The organism is Streptomyces mobaraensis (assembly GCF_020099395.1).
Lineage (GTDB): Bacteria > Actinomycetota > Actinomycetes > Streptomycetales > Streptomycetaceae > Streptomyces.
In genome coordinates this window covers 4040523-4062915 of record NZ_CP083590.1, presented here as the reverse complement: position 1 = coordinate 4062915, position 22393 = coordinate 4040523, and the positions used below count along the sequence as shown (strand labels likewise).

Sequence of the window (22393 nt, the reverse complement as noted above, 5' to 3'; positions counted from 1 at the left end):
CCGCGACAACCGGTTTTCGGCCCCCGGACGGGCCGGAGGCCCGTGGACGAGCGGGCGAAGGGAGCCACGGACAGTGCAGCGAAAGGCACACCGGCTGGTAGCCGCACCGGTGGCCGGGCTGGCCGCCGCCGTGCTCGCGGCGGGGCTGGCCGGGTGCGGCGGCGGCTCGGGAGGGGCGGGCGGGGACGACGACCCGAAGCCCGGCCTGGGCGAGTCCGCGGCGCCCGCGGCCGAGCCGGGCAAGTACCACAGCCTCCCCGAGCCGTGCGGCTACGTCAGCCGCGACACGCTCCGCCGGATGCTCCCCGGCGGCGGCGATGACGGCGACCCGGACGCCGAGAAGCTCTACCGGGGGCAGCCCACCATCACCTACGACGCGGACCGCCGCGTCGGCTGCCGGTGGAACCAGGAGACCCCGGACGGCACCCGCCGGCTGTCGGTCGACTTCGAGCGGGTGGTGTCCTACCAGGCCGGGGTCAGCGACGAGGAGCGGGCGCGGCAGCTGTACGACAAGCTGGCCGACGCCGCGCACATCCCCGAGGCGTCGTCGGGTTCCTCGCCGTCCGCCCCGGCGAAGGCCCCCTCCTCGCCCCCGCCGTCGGGCAAGGGCACCCCGAAGAGCGCCAAGGACGCCAAGTCCAAGGACGGGAAGAACGAGCCGAGGACCACCGACGCCTCGTCCCGCCCCGCCGGCACGGCCCCCCCGACTGCCCCGCCCGCCACCGCCCCCGCCCCGGCGGCCCACGACGAGCCGGAGCTCGGTTCGCGGCCGCTGGACGACGTGGGCGACGACGCGTTCGTCAGCGACCGGCTGACGTCCGGCGGCGCCGATGTGCACCGGGACGTGACGGTGGTCTTCCGCGCCGCGAACATCCTGGTGACGATCGTCTACCACCAGCAGCCCACCGACCGGACGCGCGTCCCGGGCAGCCAGGACCTCCAGGGCAAGGCGCACAGCCTGGCCCGCGAGATCGAGGCCGGGCACTTCAGCAATTGACCCGGCGAGTACCACCCTTTTCAGGCCGCCGCCGCGGCCGGGCCGCGTACCGTGCCAGTAGCCCTGTCCGGCCCCGCACCGATTGAGCGAAGGACCCATGCACCGACCAACAGCTCCGCGACTCGCCCGACTCCTCGCCTGCGCCGCAGTACCGGTGATGCTCGTCGCCGGCTGCTCGGACTCGGACGGCGGGAAGAAGAGCTCCTCGAACTCCGCCACGCCCTCGGCCTCCGCCCCGGCCAAGTCCAGCGCCACGCCGCCGGCCACCGCCGGCAAGTACGCCAAGGTCCCCGACCTGTGCAAGGCCCTGTCGGCCAAGACGGTCGAGAACCTGGTGCCGAAGGTGAAGGACAAGAAGGGCGAGCTGCTGACCGGCAGCTGCTTCTGGAACGGCCTGGACAGCGAGGACACCGACAACCAGCAGTTCCGGTCGGTGAACCTGCACATCATGGCCCTGAGCGGCGACCCGAACATGGGCTCCGCGGACAAGCGCGCCCAGACGTACGCGGACGGCCAGGTCAAGAAGGCCACCACCGAGGACGACCCCAAGGACGTCAAGACCGCCAAGACCGCCGGCATCGGCGACTGGGCGTCGACGGTGACCACGACGACGAAGAAGAAGGACGTCGAGTTCTCCAACGTCACGGTGGTCACCCGGACGGCCAACGTGGTGGTCGCCCTGAAGTACAGCGGCGCGGGGTACGAGGGCGCGAAGAGCCCGAGCGCGGCCGACCTCACGAAGGACGCACAGGCCGCGGCGAAGGAGGCGGTGGCCTCGGTGGCCGCCGCCAACAAGAAGTAGCGGACGTACCAAGAAGCAGCGGAAGGGCCCGCTTCCCCTCGGGGAGGCTGGCCCTTCCGCGTGCGTGCGTCAGACGGCGAGCAGCTTGCGCACCCGGTCCGCGCCGACGGCGAGGAGCAGGGTGGGCAGGCGCGGGCCGGTGTCCCGGCCGACGAGCAGCTGGTAGAGCAGCGCGAAGAAGGAGCGCTGGGCGACCTTGAGCTCGGGGGTGGGCTTGGCGTCCGGCTCCAGGCCCGCCTGGATCTTGGGCACGCCGTAGACCAGAGTGGTGAGCCCGTCGAGCGACCAGTGCTCGTCGAGCCCGGCGAGGAGCAGCCGCAGCGACTCGCGGCCCTGCTCGTCGAGGGCGGCGAGGGTCTCGGTGTCGGGCTCGTCGCGGACGATGGTCCGCTGGTCGGCCGGGACCTGGGTGTTGATCCAGTACTCGGCGCGGTCGAGCCGGGGCCGGGTCTCGTCGAGCGAGGTGACCGGGTTCTCCGGGTCGAGGTCGCCGAGGATGCGCAGCGTCTGCTCGTCGTGGCCTGCGGTGATGTCGACGACCGAGGCGAGCGTGCGGTACGGCAGCGGGCGCGGGGTGCGGGGCAGCTCGCCGGCGGCGGTGCGGGCGGCGCGGCTGTACGCGGCGGCGTCGGCGGGCAGCACGGAGCCGTCGGCGACCTTGGCCTCCAGCTTGTCCCACTCGTCGTAGAGCCGCTGGATCTCCTGGTCGAAGGCGATCTTGAAGGACTGGTTGGGCTTGCGGCGGGCGTAGAGCCAGCGCAGCAGCGGCGCTTCCATGATCTTCAGCGCGTCGCCCGGGGTCGGGACCCCGCCCTTCGACGACGACATCTTGGCCATGCCGCTGATGCCGACGAAGGCGTACATCGGGCCGATCGGCTGCTCGCCGCCGAAGATCTTGCGGACGATCTGGCCGCCGACGACGAAGGAGGAGCCGGGCGAGGAGTGGTCGACGCCGGAGGGCTCGAAGATCACGCCTTCGTAGGCCCAGCGCATCGGCCAGTCGACCTTCCAGACCAGCTTGCCGCGGTTGAACTCGCTGAGCAGGACGGTCTCGGAGTGGCCGCAGACGCAGGTGTACGAGAGCTCGGTGCTCGCGTCGTCGTACGCGGTGACCGTGGTGAGGTCGCGCTCGCAGGCGCCGCAGTACGGCTTGTACGGGAAGTAGCCCGCGCCGCCGCCGCTGCCGTCGTCCTCGCTCGCCGCGCCGGAGCCCTCGGCGGCCTCCAGCTCGGCCTCCTCGACCTTCTTCTGCTGCTGCTTCGGCTTGCCGGTCGCCTTGTCCTTCGTCCGGTACTGGTCGAGGATCGCGTCGATGTCGGCGCGGTGCCTCATCGCGTGCAGGATCTGCTCGCGGTAGACGCCGGAGGTGTACTGCTCAGTCTGGCTGATCGGGTCGTACTCGACGCCCAGCTCGGCCAGGGCCTCGACCATGGCGGCCTTGAAGTGCTCGGCCCAGTTCGGGTACGCCGAGCCGGCGGGGGCCGGGACCGAGGTCAGCGGCTTGCCGATGTGCTCGGCCCAGGACTCGTCGATGCCGGGGACGCCTGCCGGGACCTTGCGGTAGCGGTCGTAGTCGTCCCAGGACAGCACGTGGCGGACCTGGTGGCCGCGGCGCCGGATCTCGTCGGCGACCAGGTGCGGGGTCATGACCTCGCGCAGGTTGCCCAGGTGGATCGGGCCGGAGGGGCTGAGGCCGGACGCGACGACGATGGGTTTGCCGGGCGCGCGGCGCTCGCCTTCGGCGATGACCTCGTCGGCGAAACGGGAGACCCAGTCGGCCTCGGTGCTCTGAGCCTGAGCCACGGCACTTCCTTCCTTACGGTCTGGCATGACCATTGTCCCAGACGGCGGCGGGGGTCCGCCGGTTGCCCGGGGAGCCGGGAAAAAGCGCGCGGGGCCTGTGATATCGGCATGGGATACTCGGTGCGACGGCGCCGTTCTGCCTGCACACGCCGCCCTCAGCACGCACGCCCCCTACAAGGAATGGGCCCGCTTCCCATGGCTTTGGTTCCCTCCCTCGCTTCCACGCTCGACCGGCGCATCGCGGACGCGCTCTCGGCGGCCCTGCCGGAGGCCGGCGCCGCCGACCCGCTGCTGCGACGGAGCGACCGCGCGGACTTCCAGGCCAACGGGATGCTGGCGCTGGCGAAGAAGCTGAAGGGGAACCCGCGCGAGCTGGCCGGCAAGGTCGTGGCGAACCTGCCGGCGGACGAGCTGATCGCGGACGTCGAGGTGTCCGGCCCCGGCTTCCTCAACGTCACCCTCACCGACGGCGCGATCCTGCGGACCCTGGCCGCGCGGCACGCGGACGACCGCCTTGGCGTGCCCTTCAAGGAGCAGGCCGGCACCACGGTCATCGACTGGGCGCAGCCGAACGTGGCCAAGGAGATGCACGTCGGCCACCTGCGGAACTCGGTGATTGGTAACTCGGTCGTCCGGATCCTGGAGTTCGTCGGCGAGAAGGTGGTCAGCCGCCACCACATCGGCGACTGGGGTACCCAGTTCGGCATGCTCATCCAGTACCTGATCGAGCACCCGCACGAGCTGGACCACGAGGGCGAGATCTCCGGCGAGGAGGCGATGTCCAACCTCAACCGGCTCTACAAGGCGTCCCGCGCCCTCTTCGACTCCGACGACGCGTTCAAGTCCCGCGCCCGGCGCCGGGTGGTGGACCTCCAGGCGGGCGACGAGGAGACCCTCGCGCTCTGGCAGCGGTTCGTCGACGAGTCGAAGATCTACTTCTACTCGGTCTTCGACAAGCTGGACGTGGAGATCCGCGACGAGGACATCGTCGGCGAGTCGGGCTACAACGACATGCTCGCGGAGACCTGCCGCCTCCTGGAGGAGTCCGGCGTCGCGGTCCGTTCGGAGGGCGCGCTGTGCGTCTTCTTCGACGACGTGAAGGGCCCGGAGGGCAAGCCGGTCCCGCTGATCGTCCAGAAGTCCGACGGCGGTTACGGCTACGCGGCGACGGACCTGTCGGCGGTCCGCGACCGGGTGTTCAACCTCAAGGCCGACACCCTGCTGTACGTGGTGGACAGCCGCCAGTCGCTGCACTTCAAGATGGTCTTCGAGACCGCGCGCCGGGCGGGCTGGCTGACCGACGACACCAAGGCCGTGATGCTCGGCTTCGGCACGGTCCTCGGCAAGGACGGCAAGCCGTTCAAGACCCGTGAGGGCGAGACCGTCCGGCTGGTGGACCTGCTGGACGAGGCGATCGACCGGGCCACCGCCGTGGTGCGCGACAAGGCCGAGAAGGTGGGCCTGAGCGAGCAGGAGATCGTGGAGAACGGCCGGCACGTGGGCATCGGCGCGGTGAAGTACGCCGACCTGTCCACCTCGGTCTCCCGCGACTACAAGTTCGACCTGGACCAGATGGTGTCGCTGAACGGCGACACGTCGGTGTACCTCCAGTACGCCTACGCGCGGATCCGCTCGATCCTCCGCAAGGCGGGCGAGGTCGCGCCGGCCGCCCACCCGGAGCTGCCGCTGGCCCCGGCCGAGCGGGCGCTGGGCCTGCACCTGGACCAGTTCGGCGAGGTCGTCACCGAGGTCGCCACGTCGTACGAGCCGCACAAGCTGGCCGGTTACCTGTACCAGCTGGCCTCGCACCTGACGACGTTCTACGACCAGTGCCAGGTGATCAGCGACGAGAACGCGCCGGAGGTCGTGGAGAACCGCCTGTTCCTCGTCGACCTGACCGCCCGGACGCTGCGGCAGGGCATGGCGCTGCTGGGCATCCACACGCCCGAGCGCCTCTGACGCCTCAGCCGGCGCCTCTCAGCCGGCCGGGGCCGTCGGCGCTCCCAGCTCGAACCAGATCAACTTCCCCACCAGCCCCTGGGGTTGATCCCGGAGCGCGAACCCGCCCCAGCTGTCGGCACACCGCCGCACGAGGCCGAGCCCCCGCCCCTGCTCGGCCTCGTCGGCGACCGGCCCCGCGTCCAGCGCCGGCATCCGCGGATTGGTGTCCCAGACGGCGACCCTGACCCGGTCCCCGTCCCGCCGCACCCGCACGGACGCGGGCCCGTCCGAGTACCGGTACGCGTTGGTCACCAGCTCGGACGTCAGCAGCTCGGCGGTATCGGCGAGTTCGAGAAACCCGTGCTCCTCGAAGATCGTGCGGAGCGTGCGCCGGGCGATGCACGGTGCCATGGGGTCGGACGGGACCTGGAGCGTGTATTCCCAGTCGTCGGCGAGATCCGGCTCATGACTCATGCACGCCTCCACAGAGTGAGCGATCTGACACGCAGAGTAGTCATGTTCGGTTTTCCGGTGCCAGGGGTGCCCGGTTTCGGGGAGAGACGACCTATGTGGGTGACACGGGGGGTTTGAAAGGGTGGGGTGCCCCGGTCCCTCCCCCAGAGGGGGCACCCCCACTTCGCCGTTTCCTGGGGCTGCCGCCCCAGACCCCGCTGATCGCGGCTTCGCCGCTCGTCCTCAAACGCCGGACGGGCTGGATAGTGCGGCCTTGGGCGCGCACTATCCAGCCCGTCCGGCGTTTGAGGACAACCGCGCGGAGCGCGGTTTCAGGGGGTCTGGGGGCTTGGCCCCCAGGAATCGGCGAAGGGGCGGGACCGGGGCACCCCAAGGCGTCAGCCCAGCCGCCGAGCGACCTCCGTCGCCCAGTACGTCAGGATCATGTTGGCACCCGCCCGCTTGATCCCCGTAAGCGTCTCCAGAATGGCCCGATCCCGATCGATCCAGCCGTTGGCAGCCGCCGCCTCGACCATCGCGTACTCACCGGAGATCTGGTAAGCCGCGACGGGAACGTCTACGGCCTCCGCGACCTTGGCGAGGACGTCGAGGTAGGGCAGAGCGGGCTTGACCATGACCATGTCGGCGCCCTCGGCAAGGTCGAGCGCGAGCTCGCGCATCGATTCCCGCGAATTGGCCGCATCCTGCTGGTACGTCTTCCGGTCCCCCTGCAACGACGACCCGACAGCCTCCCGGAACGGCCCGTAGAACGCGGACGCGTACTTCACCGCGTAGGCGAGGATCGACACATCCTCATGCCCGGTCTGGTCCAGGGCGTCCCGGATGACCCCGACCTGACCGTCCATCATCCCGCTGGGCCCCACCACGTGCACACCCGCATCGGCCTGCACCTGAGCCATCTCCGCATACCGCTCAAGAGTGGCGTCGTTGTCGACCCGCCCCTCCGCGTCCAGCACACCGCAGTGCCCGTGATCCGTGAACTCGTCCAGACACAGGTCGGACATGATGACGAGCTCGTCGCCGACCTCGGCCTTCACATCGCGGATGGCGACCTGGAGGATGCCGTCCGGATCCGTGCCCGCCGTACCGAGAGCGTCCTTCTTCGCCTCCTCGGGCACTCCGAAGAGCATGATCCCGGAGACGCCCGCCTCGACCGCCTCGACGGCGGCCTTCCGCAGCGTGTCACGGCTGTGCTGCACGACCCCGGGCATGGCCGAGATCGGCACCGGCTCGCTGACACCTTCCCGCACGAAGGCGGGAAGGATCAGGTCGGACGGGTGCAGCCGGTACTCCGCGACCATCCGGCGCATGGCCGGGGTGGTGCGGAGCCGGCGGGGCCGGGCCCCCGGGAACGTGCCGTACGTGGTGCTCAACTCCGTGCCCTTCTACGCGATCCGGGCCGCCGCTCGCTCGGGCGCGTGACCGGGTCACCGGCCTCGATCGCGGCGTCGCGCCGCGCGGCCCCGAACTCCGCGAGCGCCTCGGCGAGCTTGTGCACCGAGGGCTCGGGCGACAGCACGTCCACCCGCAGGCCGTGTTCCTCCGCGGTCTTCGCGGTGGCCGGGCCGATACAGGCGATGACGGTGACGTTGTGCGGCTTGCCGGCGATGCCGACGAGGTTCCGCACGGTGGACGAGGACGTGAAGAGCACGGCGTCGAAGCCGCCGCCCTTGATCGCCTCGCGGGTCTCGGCCGGCGGCGGCGAGGCGCGCACCGTCCGGTAGGCGGTGACGTCGTCCACCTCCCAGCCGAGCTCGATCAGGCCCGCCACCAGGGTCTCGGTGGCGATGTCGGCGCGCGGCAGGAAGACGCGGTCGATCGGGTCGAAGACCGGGTCGTAGGGCGGCCAGTCCTCCAGCAGCCCGGCGGCCGACTGCTCGCCGCTCGGCACCAGGTCGGGCTTGACGCCGAACTCGATCAGCGACTTGGCGGTCTGCTCGCCGACGGCGGCGACCTTGATGCCAGCGAAGGCGCGCGCGTCGAGCCCGTACTCCTCGAACTTCTCGCGCACCGCCTTGACGGCGTTCACGGAGGTGAAGGCGATCCACTCGTAGCGGCCGGTGACCAGGCCCTTGACCGCGCGCTCCATCTGCTGCGGGGTGCGCGGCGGTTCGACGGCAATGGTCGGGACCTCGTGCGGCACGGCGCCGTACGAGCGGAGCTGGTCGGAGAGCGACGCGGCCTGTTCCTTGGTGCGCGGCACCAGGACGTTCCAGCCGAACAGCGGCTTGGACTCGAACCAGGACAGCGGCTCGCGGTGGTCGGCCGCGCTGCGCTCGCCGACCACGGCTATCACGGGCTGCCCGCCGTCGGGCGACGGCAGCACCTTCGCGGCCTTGAGCACCTGGGCGATCGTGCCCAGGGTGGCCGTCCAGGTGCGCTGGCGGGTGGTGGTGCCGGCGACGGTGACGCTCAGCGGGGTGTCCGGCTTGCGGCCGGCCGCGACCAGTTCGCCGGCGGCGGCGGTGACGGTGTCCAGGGTGGTCGTCACCACGACCGTGGCCTGGCTCGCGCCCACCTCGGACCAGCAGGTGTCGGAGGCGGTCCGGGCGTCGACGAACCGCACGTCGCCGCCCTTCGGGTCGCGCAGCGGCACGCCCGCGTAGGCGGGTACGCCGACGGCGGTGGCGATGCCGGGGACCACCTCGAAGGTGATGCCCTCGGCGGCGCAGGCGAGCATCTCGTCGGCGGCGTTCCCGTCGAGGCCGGGGTCGCCGAGGACGGCACGGACGACCCGCTTGCCGCCGCGCGCGGCCGTCATGACAAGATTGGCCGTGTCCCTGAGGACAGGGATGTCGGCGGCCTTTGACGTCTCGTCAGGGACGGGCCGCGCCGGCATGTCCACATGTGCGCGCGCATGCGCGCGCACCACCTCCAGCACCTGTGGGTCGGCGATCAGGACGTCCGCGGACGCCAGCGCCTCGACGGCGCGGAGCGTCAGCAGTCCCGGATCGCCTGGGCCCGCACCGAGGAAGGTGACGTGCCCGTGCGCGGGGTGGTTCGGGGCGGTGGGGTTCAATGTGCTCGCTCCCCCATAAGACCGGCCGCACCCTTGTCCAGCATCTCGGCCGCGAGTTCGCGTCCGAGGGCCAGGGCGTCGTGGTGCGACGCGGGAACGGGACCGGTGGTGGACAGCTGCACCAGCGTCGAGCCGTCGGTCGTGCCGACGACGCCGCGCAGGCGCATTTCGGGTACGTCCTGCTCGTCTCCCAGGAAGTCGGCCAGCGCACCCACGGGTGCGGAGCAGCCGGCCTCCAGGGCGGCGAGCAGGGAACGCTCGGCGGTCACGGCGGCCCGGGTGTACGGGTCGTCGAGCTCGGCGAGCACGGCGGCGAGCGGCGCGGCGGTGGCGGCGCACTCGATCGCCAGGGCCCCCTGGCCGGGGGCGGGCAAAACGGTGTCGGGCGACAGGAACTCGGTCGCCACGTCGATCCGGCCGAGGCGGGTCAGCCCGGCGGCGGCCAGCACGACCGCGTCCAGCTCCCCGTCGGTGACGAAGCCGAGCCGGGTGTCGACGTTGCCGCGGACCGGCACGGTCTCGATCTCCTTGCCGAGCGCCCGGGCCCAGGCGTTGAGCTGGGCCATGCGGCGCGGCGAGCCGGTGCCGATCCGGGCGCCGGCCGGCAGCTCCTCGAAGGTCAGGCCGTCGCGGGCGATCAGCACGTCGCGCGGGTCCTCGCGGCGCGGGACGGCGGCCAGGACGAGGTCGTCGGGCTGCGCGGTCGGCAGGTCCTTGAGCGAGTGCACGGCGAAGTCGACGTCGCCGGCGAGCAGCGCGTCGCGCAGCGCGGAGACGAACACCCCGGTGCCGCCGATCTGCGCCAGGTGCTCGCGCGAGACGTCGCCGTAGGTGGTGATCTCCACCAGCTCGACCGGGCGCCCGGTCAGCCGGCTCACCGCCTCGGCGACCTGCCCCGACTGGGCCATGGCCAGCTTGCTGCGCCGGGTGCCCAGGCGCAGCGGGGTTGTGCCGTTCATGCCGACTCCCGTGCGTTGTTCTTGGTGTCGTGCCGCGCGTCGGCCCGGCTGACGGCGGCGACCGCCTGCGGGTCGAGGTCGAAGAGCTCCCGCAGGGCGTCGGCGTAGCCGGCGCCGCCGGGGGTCGAGGCGAGCTCCTTGACGCGCACGGTGGGTGCGTGGAGCAGCTTGTCGACGACGCGGCGGACGGTCTGGGTGATCTCGGCGCGCTGCTTGTCGTCCAGTCCGGGCAGCCGCCCGTCGAGCCGGGCGATCTCGCCGGCGACCACGTCCGCGGCCATGGTGCGCAGGGCGACCACGGTGGGCGTGATGTGGGCGGCGCGCTGGGCGGCACCGAAGGCGGCGACCTCGTCGGAGACGATGGTCCGCACCCGGTCGACGTCGGCGGCCATCGGCGCGTCGGCCGAGGCCTCGGCGAGCGCCTCGATGTCGACGAACCGCACGCCGTCGATGCCGTGCGCGGCGGCGTCGATGTCGCGCGGCATGGCGAGGTCGAGCAGGGCGAGACGGGCGCCGCGGGCGCAGTCGGCGTCGACGGCGCAGCCGGGCCGGCCGGCGAGCGCGGTGGTGACCGCGTCGGCGGTGAGGACGAGTCCGGTGGCGCCGGTGCAGGAGACGACGATGTCGGCGAGCGCGAGCTCGTCCGGCAGGGCGGTCATCTCGACGGCGCTCGCGGTGACGCGTGCGGCGCCGGGCTCGGTGAGGATCTCCACCAGGCGCCGGGCGCGCTCCAGGGTCCGGTTGGCGACGGCCACATGGGCGACGCCGGCGCGGGCGAGGGTGGCGGCGGCGAGGGAGGACATCGAGCCGGCGCCGATGACCAGGGCGCGCTTGCCCGCGACCCACTCCTCGACGGAGGGGCCGTCGCGGAGCTGCTCCAGGCCGAAGGTGACCAGCGACTGCCCGGCCCGGTCGATGCCGGTCTCGCTGTGGGCGCGCTTGCCGACCCGCAGGGCCTGCTGGAACAGGTCGTTGAGCAGCCGTCCGGCGCTGTGCAGCTCCTGGCCGAGGGCGAGGGCGTCCTTGATCTGGCCGAGGATCTGGCCCTCGCCGACGACCATCGAGTCCAGGCCGCAGGCCACCGAGAACAGGTGGTGGACGGCCCGGTCCTCGTAGTGGACGTAGAGGTGCGGGGTGAGCTCGTCCAGCGGGACGCCCGTGTGGCGGGCGAGCAGCGTGGACAGCTCGGCGACACCGGCGTGGAACTTGTCCACGTCGGCGTAGAGCTCGATCCGGTTGCAGGTGGCGAGCACGGCCGCCTCGGTGGCCGGCTCGGCCGCGAGGGTGTCGTGCACCAGCGCGGCCTTGGCCTCGGGGGTCAAGGAGGCCCGCTCCAGCACGCTCACCGGTGAGCTGCGGTGGCTGAGACCCACGACGAGCAGGCTCATGCCGGCATCACGGCGGGGACGTCCCCGTCCGGACCCTTCCTGCCGTCACGGGCCGCGGCGGCGGCCGGACGGGCGCTTCCCGATCGCGAAGCCGTGGTCCGCGCGCCCTGCCCCGGCTCTTCCCCGGCCTTGCGCTGCTCGTGGAAGGCCAGGATCTGGAGCTCGATGGAGAGGTCGACCTTGCGGACGTCGACGCCGTCCGGCACCGCGAGCACGGTCGGCGCGAAGTTGAGGATCGAGGTGACCCCGGCGGCCACCAGGCGGTCGCAGACCTGCTGGGCGGCGCCGGCCGGGGTGGCGATGACGCCGATGGAGACGCCGTTGTCGCTGATGATCGACTCGAGTTCGTCGGTGTGCCGGACGGGCAGCCCGGCCACCGGCTTGCCCGCCATCGCGGGGTCGGCGTCGATCAGGGCCGCGACGCGGAAGCCGCGGGAGGCGAAGCCGCCGTAGTTGGCGAGCGCCGCGCCGAGGTTGCCGATGCCGACGATGACGACCGGCCAGTCCTGGGTCAGGCCGAGCTCGCGGGAGATCTGGTAGACGAGGTACTCCACGTCGTAGCCCACGCCGCGGGTGCCGTACGAGCCGAGGTAGCTGAAGTCCTTGCGCAGCTTGGCGGAGTTGACCCCCGCCGCCGTCGCGAGCTCCTCCGAGGAGACCGTGGGGACCGAGCGCTCGGAGAGCGCGGTCAACGCGCGCAGATACAGCGGAAGCCGGGCGACGGTGGCCTCGGGAATCCCTCGGCTTCGGGTCGCCGGTCGGTGAGTTCGGCCAGTTGCCACGGTGCTCCTGCGGGTAGAGCGGGGCTGCGGGCGGCGCCCTGTCCCAGGACCGCCCCGTCGTATGCAGGCTATGTCTTTGTGAACGCGTGCACAAAGATGGTGTCCGCTTTGTCCGTGCAAAGTGACAGGCGTCACGCGGTCTTTCGGCCCGTTCGGGGAACCATCGGCCGGGTCGCGCCTACAACCACGCACGTCACGCCCGCACCAGGGGTCGGTCGACGGGGACACGGGCGCTCACTCCTCACCGCTATACCCCCGGACACCTACAAATCGCCCATGATGGTAGTCGACTCAGGCACCTATTCGCCCCGCGCGAGCGGCCGCCCCGCCCCGCGGCCAGGGCCCGTCCGGCCCTCACCGCACCCTCCCGGCCCCGGCACAATGGCGGCATGAGTCTGCTGCGCCGCCGCAAGAACCCCGCGGATCACCTGGTCACCCTGGTCGGCAAGCCCGGCTGCCACCTCTGCGACGCCGCCGAGGCCGTGATCGCCGAGGTCTGCGGCGGCCTGGGCACCCGCTGGGAGAAGAAGGACATCACCCAGGACGAGGAGCTGCACCGCAAGTACTGGGAGCAGATCCCGGTCGTCCTGATCGACGGCGAGCAGCACGACTTCTGGCGCGTGGACCCGGCCCGGCTCCGCAAGGCCCTCGGCGGCTGACCCGCCCGCGCGGGCAGCGCCCGGAGGCCCTCGGAGGTTACCGACACGTATCGTTCATGTCAGGGCTCCTTCACCGCCCTGATCACTCCGAACAAACTGGCTATGCTCGCGGCATGGCCGCCCACCCGTCGCCCGACCGCCGTCCCGGCAGGAGCCCCTTCGCGGGGCGCCTCGAATTCCGCTGGCTGTCCTGGCTCACGTGGCTCTCGCCGCGCCGCTACGCCACCGCGCGCAGTGTCCGGGCGGGCGAGGCGGCGGCCGAGGCGGCCCGCAAGACGGTCCAGGAGCAGGAGGCCCGGGAGGCCGCACCGGCCGCCGTCGAGGAGACCCCCGCCCCGACCGGCAAGAAGGGCGCGCGGGCCGCGGAACCGGAGTTCCCCGTCGCGGGCGACACCAAGGCCGCGGCCTTCTTCGACCTCGACAACACCGTGATGCAGGGCGCCGCCCTCTTCCACTTCGGCCGGGGCCTGTACAAGCGGCACTTCTTCCGCAAGCGCGAACTCGCCCGGTTCGCCTGGCAGCAGGCGTGGTTCCGGCTGGCCGGCAACGAGGACCCGGCGCACATCCAGGACGCGCGCGACAGCGCCCTGTCCATCGTCAAGGGCCACCGGGTCTCCGAGCTGATGTCCGTCGGCGAGGAGATCTACGACGAGTACATGGCCGAGCGCATCTGGCCCGGCACCCGCGCCCTCGCCCAGGCCCACCTGGACGCGGGACAGAAGGTCTGGCTGGTCACCGCGGCCCCCATCGAGACGGCGACGATCATCGCCCGCCGGCTCGGCCTGACCGGCGCCCTGGGCACCGTCGCCGAGTCCGTCGGCGGCGTCTACACCGGCAAGCTCGTCGGCGAGATGCTGCACGGCCCGGCCAAGGCCGAGGCCGTCCGCGCGCTGGTCGCGGCCGAGGGCCTGGAGCTCTCCCGGTGCGCCGCGTACAGCGACTCCGCCAACGACATCCCGATGCTGTCGCTGGTCGGCCACCCCTGCGCGGTCAACCCCGACGCGCGGCTGCGACGCCACGCCCGGGAGCACGGCTGGAAGCTGCGCGACTACCGCACCGGCCGCAAGGCGGCCCGGATCGGCATCCCGGCCGCCGTCGGCCTGGGCGCCCTGGCGGGCGGCGCCGCCGCGGCCGTCGCCCTGCACCGCCGCCGCCGCTGACGCCGGGCGCCGCTGAGGCGACGCCCTTCGACGCCGGAGCCCTTCCACATCGGCACTCTCCGACGCCGGCGCCCTCCGAGTGAGACCGCGCCCGGAAGACGAGCCGCGCACGAGCCGCGCCCCGAAGCCGCGAAGACCCGAAGCCCCGAGGACCCGAGGACCCGAAGCCTCGAAGATCCGAAGGAAAAGGCCGCGCCCGGGCCCGTCCACCCGCCGTCACCGGATCGGGCGATCACCCAGGCGAGCCGCAGACGCCCCATGGGCCACTCTGCGTAACCGGCGTTCCCCCACAGGCAATCCGGTTGTCATACCCCCACTCACCCCCCGGCAGTCCTGCCATGTCCGGATTGCCACAACACGCTGCCCAATCGGCCACACCCACAGCAAATACGGTCAACTTCCGCCGGGAGTTCGATATTTGAACGTGCAGCAATAGGTGGGAGTGCGAACGGAAACGGTGATTTGAGCAACTCGGTGTAGCGCTGCCTGTACGAAGGGTTATTCTCCTCAAACGCAATCCGGTACCTCGCTTGTCCCTACGTCGAGTGAACGCACCGGCACTGCACGTGATGGAAGCTCTGCCTCTGGGAGTCCCGTGTACCCACACGTCGGGGTTGACGCCTCGGGCCTGGCTACGCTGCGCGCAGCGGTCGTCGACCGCCTGCGCGGCTTCGTCCCCACCGCGTACGCCGTCCCCGCCTTCGCCACACCCGTCCCCGCGGTAGCCGTTGGCGCTGCCGGGCAAAGGAGCCCCTGCTACGCCCTCGCCGAGGCCGGCGCCGCCGTCGGCAGACGCGCCCGCCGCGGCACCGCGGCCACCGCGGCCTCCGGGCCCACCACCCCCACGCGCCGTCCCAGCGCCGACAGCGACAGCGCCCGCATGCTGGACCTCGTCGAACGCGCCCAGGCCGGCGAGGCCGAGGCGTTCGGCCGTCTCTACGACCAGTACGCCGACACCGTCTACCGCTACATCTACTACCGCGTCGGCGGCCGGGCCACGGCCGAGGACCTGACCAGCGAGACGTTCCTGCGCGCCCTGCGCCGCATCGGCACCTTCACCTGGCAGGGCCGGGACTTCGGCGCCTGGCTGGTCACCATCGCCCGCAATCTCGTCGCGGACCACTTCAAGTCCTCCCGGTTCCGCCTGGAGGTCACCACCGGCGAGATGCTCGACGCCAACGAGGTCGAGCGCAGCCCCGAGGACTCCGTCCTCGAATCCCTGTCCAACGCCGCCCTGTTGGAGGCGGTGCGCAAGCTCAACCCCCAGCAGCAGGAGTGCGTCACCCTGCGCTTCCTCCAGGGTCTGTCGGTCGCCGAGACCGCCCGGGTCATGGGGAAGAACGAAGGCGCGATCAAGACCCTCCAGTACCGGGCCGTCCGCACCCTCGCCCGGCTCCTCCCCGACGACGCCCGCTGAGACGCCGCCGACCCCCGGTGAGACGCCGCCGGGACCCGCCGGCCGGCCGCCCGACGGCCCGCCCGCGACGGCGGCGCGTAACCCGACTGCCACGCCGCTCGTTGTGCGGGATGCAGACTTCCCGCTGTCGCGCCATGCCCGCACACACTCACTCGATCGAGTGGATGCACTCAAGGCGTGCAACCTCCAGGTGTCCGGGGGAGTCGATCGTCATGACGAGAGGAGGTGCCGCCTGTGATCGCGAACGTTTCGGCGCACCGGCGGGCGAACGCCTTCGCCCAAGCCCTGGAGGAGCAGGAACTCCAGGGCGAGGCGGCCGTACGGACCGGCGCACCGGCGGACGAGACCGAACGGGGGCGGCTGCTGAGCCTCGCCGCGCTGCCCGCCCCGGAGCTCGATCCCGAGGTGCGGACCGTGCAGCGGGCGCAGCTGATCGCCGCCATGGAAGCCCAGTTCGCCGGTGGCACCGCCACGGTCCCGGAGCCCCGCAGGGCCGCCTCCGGGTCGGCCGGGGCCGCCGGATCCCCGGGCCGGGGGGCCCACCGGGCCGGCCCGCTCGGCCGGCTCAAGCCGCGCTCCCGTTGGTCCAAGGGGCTGGCAGCCGGCGGCCTCACGGTGGGCGTGGCGGCCGGAGCCCTCGGCGGAGTCGCCGCCGCCAGCTCCAACGCCCTTCCGGGAGACACCCTTTACGGGCTCAAGCGCGGCATGGAGGACCTCAAGCTCGGCATGGCCGACAGCGACTCCGAGCGCGGCGACATCCTCCTCGACCAGGCGTCCACCCGCCTCCAGGAGGCCCGCCGGCTGATGGAGCGGGGCCGCTCCGGCCACCTCGACCACGAGTCGCTGAGCGAGATCCGCAAGACCCTCACCGGCATGCGCCAGGACGTCTCGGAGGGCCACCGCCTGCTGCGGGCCGCGTACCACCAGGACGGCTCGCTGGGCCCGCTGCGGCGGCTCTCGTCGTTCACCGCCTCGCACCGCGAGGGCTGGAGCCAGCTCCGCGACCGGCTGCCGCTCCAGCTCACCGACGTCCGGGACGACGTGAGTTCGGTCTTCAGGGCCATAGACGACGAGATCGAGCCGCTGCAGTCGCTGATCCACGACAAGGATCGGCACGAGAGCCACGGCCGGCACGCCGCCACCCCTCCGCGCACCGACCACCGGGGCACCCCGGGCCACAGCGCCCCCGCGCCCCACACGTCGGCGAGCGGCGGCGACAAGCACGCGTCCCGCCGTCCGGAAGCGCCCTCCCAGAGCGCCCAGGAGGAGCAGGAAGGGCTGCTCGGTGGTACGGGCCTGCTCCGCCCGGCCCCGACCGCGGAGAGCTCCGGCCCGGCCGGCACCGCGCCGCACGGCAAGGACGGCAAGCCGTCCAAGCAGCCGGACGTCACGCTCCCGCCGCTGCTCCCGGACATCATCCCGGGGCTCGGCATCCACGGCGAGGAGCAGAAGTAGACGAGGAGCAGAAGTAGCGGTCCGACGCGGCGGTGGCCGGCGTTCCCCGTGGGAACGCCGGCCACCGCTTTCCGTGTACCGAAAGGGCTCCGGGCTCAGAAGAACACCGACCGCCGCTGCACCAGCAGCTTGTAGAGCGTGTGCTGGATGGTCTCCCGCACCTGGTCGGTCAGGTTGAACATCAGCATCGGGTCGTCCGCCGCCTCCGGCGGGTACCCCTCGGTGGGCACCGGCTCCCCGAACTGGATCGTCCACTTCGTCGGCAGCGGTACCGCGCCCAGCGGCCCGAGCCACGGGAACGTCGGCGTCACCGGGAAGTACGGCAGCCCGAACAGCCGCGCCAGCGTCTTGGAGTTGCCGATCATCGGGTAGATCTCCTCGGCCCCGACGATCGAGCACGGCACGATCGGCGCCCCGGCCCGCAGCGCCGTCGAGACGAAGCCGCCCCGGCCGAAGCGCTGCAGCCGGTACCGCTCCGAGAACGGCTTCCCGATCCCCTTGAAGCCCTCCGGCATCACCCCCACCACCTCGCCGCGCTCCAGGAGCCGCTGCGCGTCCTCCGCGCAGGCGAGGGTGTGGCCGAGCTTGCGGGAGATCTCGTTGACGACGGGCAGCTTGAAGACCAGGTCGGCGGCGAGCATCCGGACATGCCGCGCCGCCGGGTGGTGGTCGTGCACGGCGACCTGGAGCATCAGCCCGTCGATCGGGAGCGTTCCGGAGTGGTTGGCGACGACCAGCGCCGCGCCCTTCTCCGGGATGTTCTCGATGCCCCGCACCTCCACCCGGAAGTACTTCTCGGCGAACGGGCGCAGGGCGGAGAGCACGACCTGGTCGGTGAGCTCCTTGTCGAAGCCGAACTCGTCCACCTCGTAGTCGCCGGTGATCCGGCGGCGCAGGAAGTTCAGCCCGTGGGCGACCTTCCGCTCCCAGCCGTCGGCGGCCTCCCGGGCGGCGTCGGGAGCCACAGGGGCTCCGTTCGTAGCGTCCGTCACGTCCGTCGCGTCGTCCGCCGCGGCCGGCTCGTCGCGCGGCGGCGGGACGGGCGCGAGGGGCGCCGCGGCGGCCCGCGGGGTACGGCCGGCCGGGGCGCCGCGCCGCGACCGCCGCCGGGAGCGCGGCTCCTCGCCGAACGGGATGACCTTCGCGTCCGCCATGGTGCGTGCGCTCCTCACTTCAGGCCGCGGCCGGCAGGCACCGCGGCGGCGATCCGGTCGACGGTACGGGCGAGGGTGTGGGGCGGCAGCAGGCCGGTGCCACGGCTCCGGGTGAAGTCGGCGAAGGCCCCCGCCGAGGTGTACCGGGGGTGGAAGCCGAGCGTCTCCCGCATCTGGGTGGTGTCCACGACGCGGCCGTGGGTGAGGAGCCGGATCTGCTCCGGGGAGAAGTCCAGCATGCCCAGGGCGCGCAGCGCGGAGCCGGCCCAGGTGACGCTGGGGAGGAAGAACGGCAGGGTGGGGCGCCCGAGGCGCCTGGCGGCCTGGGAGAGCAGGACGACGCCGTCGCCCGCGATGTTGAACGTCCCGCTGTTGAGCGTGCCCCTGGCGGGCTCCGAGGCGGCGATCCGCAGCACCTCGACGGCGTCGTCCTCGTGCACGAACTGCAGCCGGGGGTCGAAGCCGAGGACCGTGGGCAGTACGGGCAGCGAGAAGTACTCGGCGAGCGGCGAGTCGGCGTGAGGGCCGAGCAGGTTGGCGAAGCGCAGCACGCACACCGCGACGTCGGGCCGCCGGCGGGCGAACCCCCGGACGTAGCCCTCGACCTCCACGGCGTCCTTCGCGAAGCCGCCGCCGGGCAGCGATTTGGGCGGCGTCGTCTCGGTGAAGACCGCGGGGTCGCGGGGCGCCGAGCCGTAGACGCTCGTGGTGGACTTCACGACCAGCCGCCGCACGGAGGGGGTCTTCTGGCAGGCGCCCAGCAGCTGCATGGTGCCGATGACGTTGGTCTCCTTGACCGCGCTCCGGCTCCCCCGGCCGCTGCCGCGCGCGCCGAGCGGGGTGCCGGTGACGTCCATGTGGACCACGGTGTCGACCGCGTACTCGGTCAGCACCCGGGCGATGGCGGGCTGCCGGATGTCGGCCCGGACGAACTCGGCCCCGCCCAGGCCGTGCTCGGGCGGCACCGCGTCCACGCCCACGACCCGTTCGACGCCGGGCACCCGCAGGATCCGGCGGACGAACCGGCCGCCCAGCCGGCGTGCGACTCCGGTGACGAGCACCACCCTGCCCAAAGTCAGCGCCTTCCCTTCCGTGAGGACGTTCCCGAGGAGGATCCCGAGGGCGCCCCGGAGGACATTCCCGGGGGCGTCCCCCACCCGGTTCCGGGTGCCCTGTGGCGGCCACCGTAGCGGGTCGCCGTCGCGCTGTGAGGTGCGCTCGTCGCGGGGAGCCACATTTCCGGCCGCGGGGACGGCCGTACGCGGCCTGGGGCGCCCGAGGCGTCCCGACGGGCCCCGCGAGCCCCTGGAAGCCCCGTACGCCCCACACAGGGCCCGGCGCCTCCCGCGCCTCCTGAGCGGCCCGGACCCGGACGCACCGCAGCCCTCCCACCGCCGAGGCGATGAGAGGGCTGCGGGACGAACACAGCGACGCTGCTTACTTCTTGTTGCGGCGCTGAACGCGAGTGCGCTTGAGCAGCTTGCGGTGCTTCTTCTTGGCCATCCGCTTGCGCCGCTTCTTGATAACAGAGCCCACGACTACCCTCGCTTACATCGATTCACTCGGTGCGGGGCGTCCGAGCCCACACGACCTACATCGGGCCAGCCTACCCGGCACCGGGCGAACAGCGTAATCCGAGGTCCTCGTCAGGCGGTTTCCACCCCCACAAATGACTCACGGAGGTACTCGTGCACCGCCTGCTCTGGGACCCGGAAGGACCTTCCCACCCGGATCGCCGGCAGATGACCACTGTGCACCAAGCGGTACACGGTCATCTTGGACACGCGCATCACCGCGGCGACTTCCGCCACGGTCAGGAACACGACCTCGTTGAGAGGCCTTTCGCCAGCAGCCATGACACACCTGAACCTTCCGCACATGACGCGCACCGGCTTCCCCTCCGGTGACTCCTCGTCGCTGCGCGCTCACTCCCCAGATTAGGGGCGGGTGATGCGAGTGGGGAAGAGGAGCAGCCATCGGCCGCCTACCGTGACAGACACGCTCGATTGAGTACATAGCGAGTAAGCGGTCGGTAGTAATCAGACCGCACAGTGTCATCAAGCGGAACGGCCACGGACACCCTCCCATCGGCCTCTCCGACGAAGACCGCCGGGTCGTCGGAGTCCGCCAGTCCGATGGCCTCAAAGCCCAGTTGACCTGCCCCGCAGACCCACCCGTGGTCCCCGATGACCAGGGCCGGGAGAGGACCGCCGGCATCCGCCGCGGCCGCCAGCGCGGCACGAAGCGGGAGGGGTGAATGCGTGTGTGCGCCCGGCTCGTTCGCGGTGGCGTGCGCGCCGGGTTCGCGCACCATCGCGACTCCCCGGACGTAGTCAAGGTTGTATGTGCGTACGCCAAACCGGGTCGTTATGTCGATACTTCGACCCTGCGCCGGGGTGAGGACAGCACATCCCGCCGACGACAGACCTGCGGCCAACCCGGCGTAGAAACCCAGGAGCCGGTGGGGGTGACCGGTACCGATCAGCACCGGAGCGCCCTTCGCGGCGACCGTGGCGACGCGTTCCGCGAAGGCTCCCAGCGCCGCCAGCGTTCGATCGGGATCGATCACATCATGCCCGGAAGTCTGTTCAGGATCGGCTGAAACTCCACACCTTTGGCCCATCAGCCGTAACAAATCCTCGTAGTGCCAGTCACTTTCCGGCTCCAGCCCCATCAGCACCCGAGGGTCCCCGGCCACGAACCGCCGATAGCGGTCAAGACTCCGCTCGCGGGTGGTGGCCACGGCCCCGGCGAGGCCGGCGGCGAGCAGATGCGCGCGCAAGCGTTCCACGCACGGGTAACGGGGGTGGGCGGGGGCGGGGTACGGGGCCGGTTCGCAGACGTGTCTTACGGCCGTGCCTTACGGCCTTGGGCTGCGGCTCCGGAGCGCCGGGACCCGGCGGCTCGGGAACTCGGGCGGCTCGGGGAGGCTCAGGGCAGCAGGCCGTGGGACGGGAAGACGGCCCGGCGGGTCGCCAGGATCGCCTGGTCCAGGCGGTCCGCGGGGTCGTAGCCGGACGTCGCGAAGTCCCGCCATTCGGGCTGAAGTCCGTCGGTCATCCGCTGCGGGCCCCATTGGCGGGTGCGCCGGTAGACCTCGTGCCGCCAGTCCTCCGGCACGGCCGTGCCGGGCTCCACGGACCGGCCGGCGGCGATGGCGCACAAGTGCGTCCAGGACCGCGGCACGACGTCGACGACCGCGTACCCGCCGCCGCCCAGGGCCACCCAGCGCCCGTCGGCGTGCTCGTGGGCGAGGGCGTGACAGGACTCGGCGACGAGCCGCTGGGCGTCCAGGGAGACCGTCAGGTGCGCGAGGGGGTCCTCGAAGTGGGTGTCGGCCCCGTGCTGGGTCACCAGCACCTGCGGGCGGAAGGCGGCCAGCAGCTCGGGGACGACGGCGTGGAACGCCCGCAGCCATCCGGCGTCCCCCGTCCCGGCCGGCAGCGCCACGTTGACGGCGCCGCCCTCGGCAGACGGAGCACCGGTCTCCTCGGGCCATCCGGTCCCCGGGAAGAGGGTGCGGGGGTGTTCGTGCAGCGAGATGGTGAGGACGCGGGGGTCCTCCCAGAACGCGGCCTGGACGCCGTCCCCGTGGTGGACGTCCACGTCGACGTAGGCCACACGCTCGGCACCCAGTTCGAGGAGCCGGGCGACGGCGAGGGCGGCGTCGTTGTAGACACAGAAGCCGGCCGCCGAGCCGGGCATCGCGTGGTGCAGCCCGCCGGCGAAGTTGACGGCGTGCGCGGCCTCGCCACGCCACACGGCCTCGACGGCGGCGACGGACTGGCCGGCGATCAGCGCGGACGCGTCATGCATACCCGCGAAGGCGGGGTCGTCGGGGGTCCCGAGTCCATAGGCGGGGTCGGCGGCACGCGGGTCGGCCGAAGCCGCCCGGACGGCCTCGATGTAGTCCTGACGGTGCACCAGCCGCAGTGTCGACTCCCCGGCCGGCCTGGCCGCGACGACGTCCACCGCCTTGTCCAGGCCGAACGCCTCGACGAGCCGCATGGTGAGGGCGAGGCGTACCGGATCCATGGGGTGTCCCGGACCGAAGTCGTAACCGGTGACCGCTTCATCCCACATCAGTTGTGCACGACCGCTCATGACGGCCACGCTATCGGGAAACGCAAAAAAGCCGTAGGCCCCGGATCGATTTGTCATCGATCCGGGGCCTACGGCTTTATCAAATTTAGTTCGGCGGCGTCCTACTCTCCCACACGGTCCCCCATGCAGTACCATCGGCGCTGAAAGGCTTAGCTTCCGGGTTCGGAATGTAACCGGGCGTTTCCCTAACGCTATGACCACCGAAACACTATGAAACAATCAACAACCGGCACTTTGGTTGTTCGTGGTTTCAGAACCAACACAGTGGACGCGAGCAAC

At 71.9% G+C, this 22393-nt stretch carries 20 protein-coding genes and 1 rRNA gene; 7 read left to right on the top strand and 14 right to left on the bottom strand.

All coding sequences use genetic code 11. From position 1 onward, the window contains the following. The first annotated feature begins 73 nt into the window (after nucleotides 1-73). Together K7I03_RS17695 and K7I03_RS17690 are read left to right on the top strand one after the other, a co-directional pair. Nucleotides 74-997: a hypothetical protein gene (locus tag K7I03_RS17695; RefSeq protein ID WP_224347098.1), complete on the top strand. Its 924-nt coding sequence runs from the start codon at nucleotides 74-76 to the stop codon at nucleotides 995-997. Between the two features lie 97 nt (nucleotides 998-1094). After that, nucleotides 1095-1799: a hypothetical protein gene (locus K7I03_RS17690; protein WP_185943825.1), complete on the top strand. Its 705-nt coding sequence runs from the start codon at nucleotides 1095-1097 to the stop codon at nucleotides 1797-1799. Nucleotides 1800-1868: 69 nt separating this feature from the next. On the opposite strand, the gene lysS is transcribed toward K7I03_RS17690, so the two are convergent. Next, the gene (gene lysS, locus K7I03_RS17685; RefSeq protein ID WP_185943824.1) at nucleotides 1869-3629 is read right to left on the bottom strand and encodes a lysine--tRNA ligase; all 1761 of its coding nucleotides are present in this window, start codon (nucleotides 3627-3629) and stop codon (nucleotides 1869-1871) included. A 168-nt stretch (nucleotides 3630-3797) separates the two neighbouring features. Between lysS and argS the strand changes: the two genes are divergently transcribed. Further along, a complete protein-coding gene (gene argS, locus K7I03_RS17680; RefSeq protein ID WP_185943823.1) occupies nucleotides 3798-5561 on the top strand; it encodes an arginine--tRNA ligase in 1764 nt (587 codons plus the stop codon). 18 nt (nucleotides 5562-5579) lie between these two features. Here argS and K7I03_RS17675 read toward each other — a convergent pair whose 3' ends face one another. The 6 genes from K7I03_RS17675 to K7I03_RS17650 form a co-directional block, all read right to left on the bottom strand. After that, nucleotides 5580-6017, bottom strand: a complete 438-nt coding sequence (locus K7I03_RS17675; protein ID WP_185943822.1) for an ATP-binding protein — start codon at nucleotides 6015-6017, stop codon at nucleotides 5580-5582. A gap of 377 nt (nucleotides 6018-6394) precedes the next feature. Further along, nucleotides 6395-7390: a porphobilinogen synthase gene (hemB, locus tag K7I03_RS17670; RefSeq protein ID WP_185943821.1), complete on the bottom strand. Its 996-nt coding sequence runs from the start codon at nucleotides 7388-7390 to the stop codon at nucleotides 6395-6397. Next, nucleotides 7387-9036: a bifunctional uroporphyrinogen-III C-methyltransferase/uroporphyrinogen-III synthase gene (locus K7I03_RS17665; protein WP_185943820.1), complete on the bottom strand. Its 1650-nt coding sequence runs from the start codon at nucleotides 9034-9036 to the stop codon at nucleotides 7387-7389. Before K7I03_RS17665 ends, hemB begins: the two co-directional genes overlap by 4 nt. Continuing rightward, a complete protein-coding gene (hemC, locus tag K7I03_RS17660) occupies nucleotides 9033-9995 on the bottom strand; it encodes a hydroxymethylbilane synthase (RefSeq protein WP_185943819.1) in 963 nt (320 codons plus the stop codon). Before hemC ends, K7I03_RS17665 begins: the two co-directional genes overlap by 4 nt. Next, the gene (locus tag K7I03_RS17655) at nucleotides 9992-11383 is read right to left on the bottom strand and encodes a glutamyl-tRNA reductase (RefSeq protein ID WP_185943818.1); all 1392 of its coding nucleotides are present in this window, start codon (nucleotides 11381-11383) and stop codon (nucleotides 9992-9994) included. The genes hemC and K7I03_RS17655 overlap by 4 nt, the downstream gene beginning before the upstream one ends. Next, complete coding sequence (locus K7I03_RS17650) at nucleotides 11380-12165, bottom strand: redox-sensing transcriptional repressor Rex (protein WP_004943564.1); 786 nt, start codon at nucleotides 12163-12165, stop codon at nucleotides 11380-11382. Before K7I03_RS17650 ends, K7I03_RS17655 begins: the two co-directional genes overlap by 4 nt. A 389-nt stretch (nucleotides 12166-12554) precedes the next feature. Between K7I03_RS17650 and K7I03_RS17645 the strand changes: the two genes are divergently transcribed. The 4 genes from K7I03_RS17645 (at nucleotide 12555) to K7I03_RS17630 (ending at nucleotide 16856) form a co-directional block, all read left to right on the top strand. After that, the gene (locus K7I03_RS17645; protein ID WP_185943817.1) at nucleotides 12555-12824 is read left to right on the top strand and encodes a glutaredoxin family protein; all 270 of its coding nucleotides are present in this window, start codon (nucleotides 12555-12557) and stop codon (nucleotides 12822-12824) included. 185 nt (nucleotides 12825-13009) lie between these two features. Further along, nucleotides 13010-13984: an HAD family hydrolase gene (locus K7I03_RS17640; protein WP_185943972.1), complete on the top strand. Its 975-nt coding sequence runs from the start codon at nucleotides 13010-13012 to the stop codon at nucleotides 13982-13984. Between the two features lie 595 nt (nucleotides 13985-14579). Beyond that, entirely contained in the window at nucleotides 14580-15401 is an 822-nt protein-coding gene (locus K7I03_RS17635; protein ID WP_185943816.1) for an ECF subfamily RNA polymerase sigma factor, BldN family, read from the top strand. 234 nt (nucleotides 15402-15635) lie between these two features. Continuing rightward, nucleotides 15636-16856: a DUF5667 domain-containing protein gene (locus K7I03_RS17630; protein WP_224347097.1), complete on the top strand. Its 1221-nt coding sequence runs from the start codon at nucleotides 15636-15638 to the stop codon at nucleotides 16854-16856. A gap of 95 nt (nucleotides 16857-16951) precedes the next feature. On the opposite strand, the gene K7I03_RS17625 is transcribed toward K7I03_RS17630, so the two are convergent. The 7 genes from K7I03_RS17625 to rrf form a co-directional block, all read right to left on the bottom strand. Beyond that, nucleotides 16952-18010, bottom strand: coding sequence for a lysophospholipid acyltransferase family protein (locus K7I03_RS17625; RefSeq protein WP_185943814.1), 1059 nt, complete (start codon nucleotides 18008-18010; stop codon nucleotides 16952-16954). A gap of 14 nt (nucleotides 18011-18024) precedes the next feature. Beyond that, nucleotides 18025-19083 (bottom strand): NAD-dependent epimerase/dehydratase family protein, encoded by a 1059-nt coding sequence (locus K7I03_RS17620; RefSeq protein WP_185943813.1) that lies wholly within the window; start codon nucleotides 19081-19083, stop codon nucleotides 18025-18027. Between the two features lie 364 nt (nucleotides 19084-19447). After that, complete coding sequence (locus K7I03_RS17615; protein ID WP_003948845.1) at nucleotides 19448-19546, bottom strand: 30S ribosomal protein bS22; 99 nt, start codon at nucleotides 19544-19546, stop codon at nucleotides 19448-19450. Between the two features lie 110 nt (nucleotides 19547-19656). After that, nucleotides 19657-19866, bottom strand: a complete 210-nt coding sequence (locus tag K7I03_RS17610; RefSeq protein WP_154080489.1) for a helix-turn-helix domain-containing protein — start codon at nucleotides 19864-19866, stop codon at nucleotides 19657-19659. 128 nt (nucleotides 19867-19994) lie between these two features. Beyond that, a complete protein-coding gene (locus K7I03_RS17605; protein ID WP_185943812.1) occupies nucleotides 19995-20792 on the bottom strand; it encodes a phosphatase in 798 nt (265 codons plus the stop codon). A gap of 149 nt (nucleotides 20793-20941) precedes the next feature. After that, nucleotides 20942-22114, bottom strand: coding sequence for an acetoin utilization protein AcuC (locus tag K7I03_RS17600; protein WP_185943811.1), 1173 nt, complete (start codon nucleotides 22112-22114; stop codon nucleotides 20942-20944). An 88-nt stretch (nucleotides 22115-22202) separates the two neighbouring features. Further along, a 5S ribosomal RNA gene (rrf, locus tag K7I03_RS17595) occupies nucleotides 22203-22319 on the bottom strand. Between the last annotated feature and the right edge of the window lie 74 nt (nucleotides 22320-22393).

Coding starts and splice junctions, on each gene's coding strand:
- K7I03_RS17690 (WP_185943825.1), top strand. CDS start 1,095: ATGCACCGACCAACAGCTCCGCGACTCGCCCGACTCCTCGCCTGCGCC.
- lysS (WP_185943824.1), bottom strand. CDS start 3,629: ATGCCAGACCGTAAGGAAGGAAGTGCCGTGGCTCAGGCTCAGAGCACC.
- argS (WP_185943823.1), top strand. CDS start 3,798: ATGGCTTTGGTTCCCTCCCTCGCTTCCACGCTCGACCGGCGCATCGCG.
- K7I03_RS17675 (WP_185943822.1), bottom strand. CDS start 6,017: ATGAGTCATGAGCCGGATCTCGCCGACGACTGGGAATACACGCTCCAG.
- hemC (WP_185943819.1), bottom strand. CDS start 9,995: ATGAACGGCACAACCCCGCTGCGCCTGGGCACCCGGCGCAGCAAGCTG.
- K7I03_RS17655 (WP_185943818.1), bottom strand. CDS start 11,383: ATGAGCCTGCTCGTCGTGGGTCTCAGCCACCGCAGCTCACCGGTGAGC.
- K7I03_RS17645 (WP_185943817.1), top strand. CDS start 12,555: ATGAGTCTGCTGCGCCGCCGCAAGAACCCCGCGGATCACCTGGTCACC.
- K7I03_RS17625 (WP_185943814.1), bottom strand. CDS start 18,010: ATGGCGGACGCGAAGGTCATCCCGTTCGGCGAGGAGCCGCGCTCCCGG.
- K7I03_RS17610 (WP_154080489.1), bottom strand. CDS start 19,866: ATGGCTGCTGGCGAAAGGCCTCTCAACGAGGTCGTGTTCCTGACCGTG.
- K7I03_RS17600 (WP_185943811.1), bottom strand. CDS start 22,114: ATGAGCGGTCGTGCACAACTGATGTGGGATGAAGCGGTCACCGGTTAC.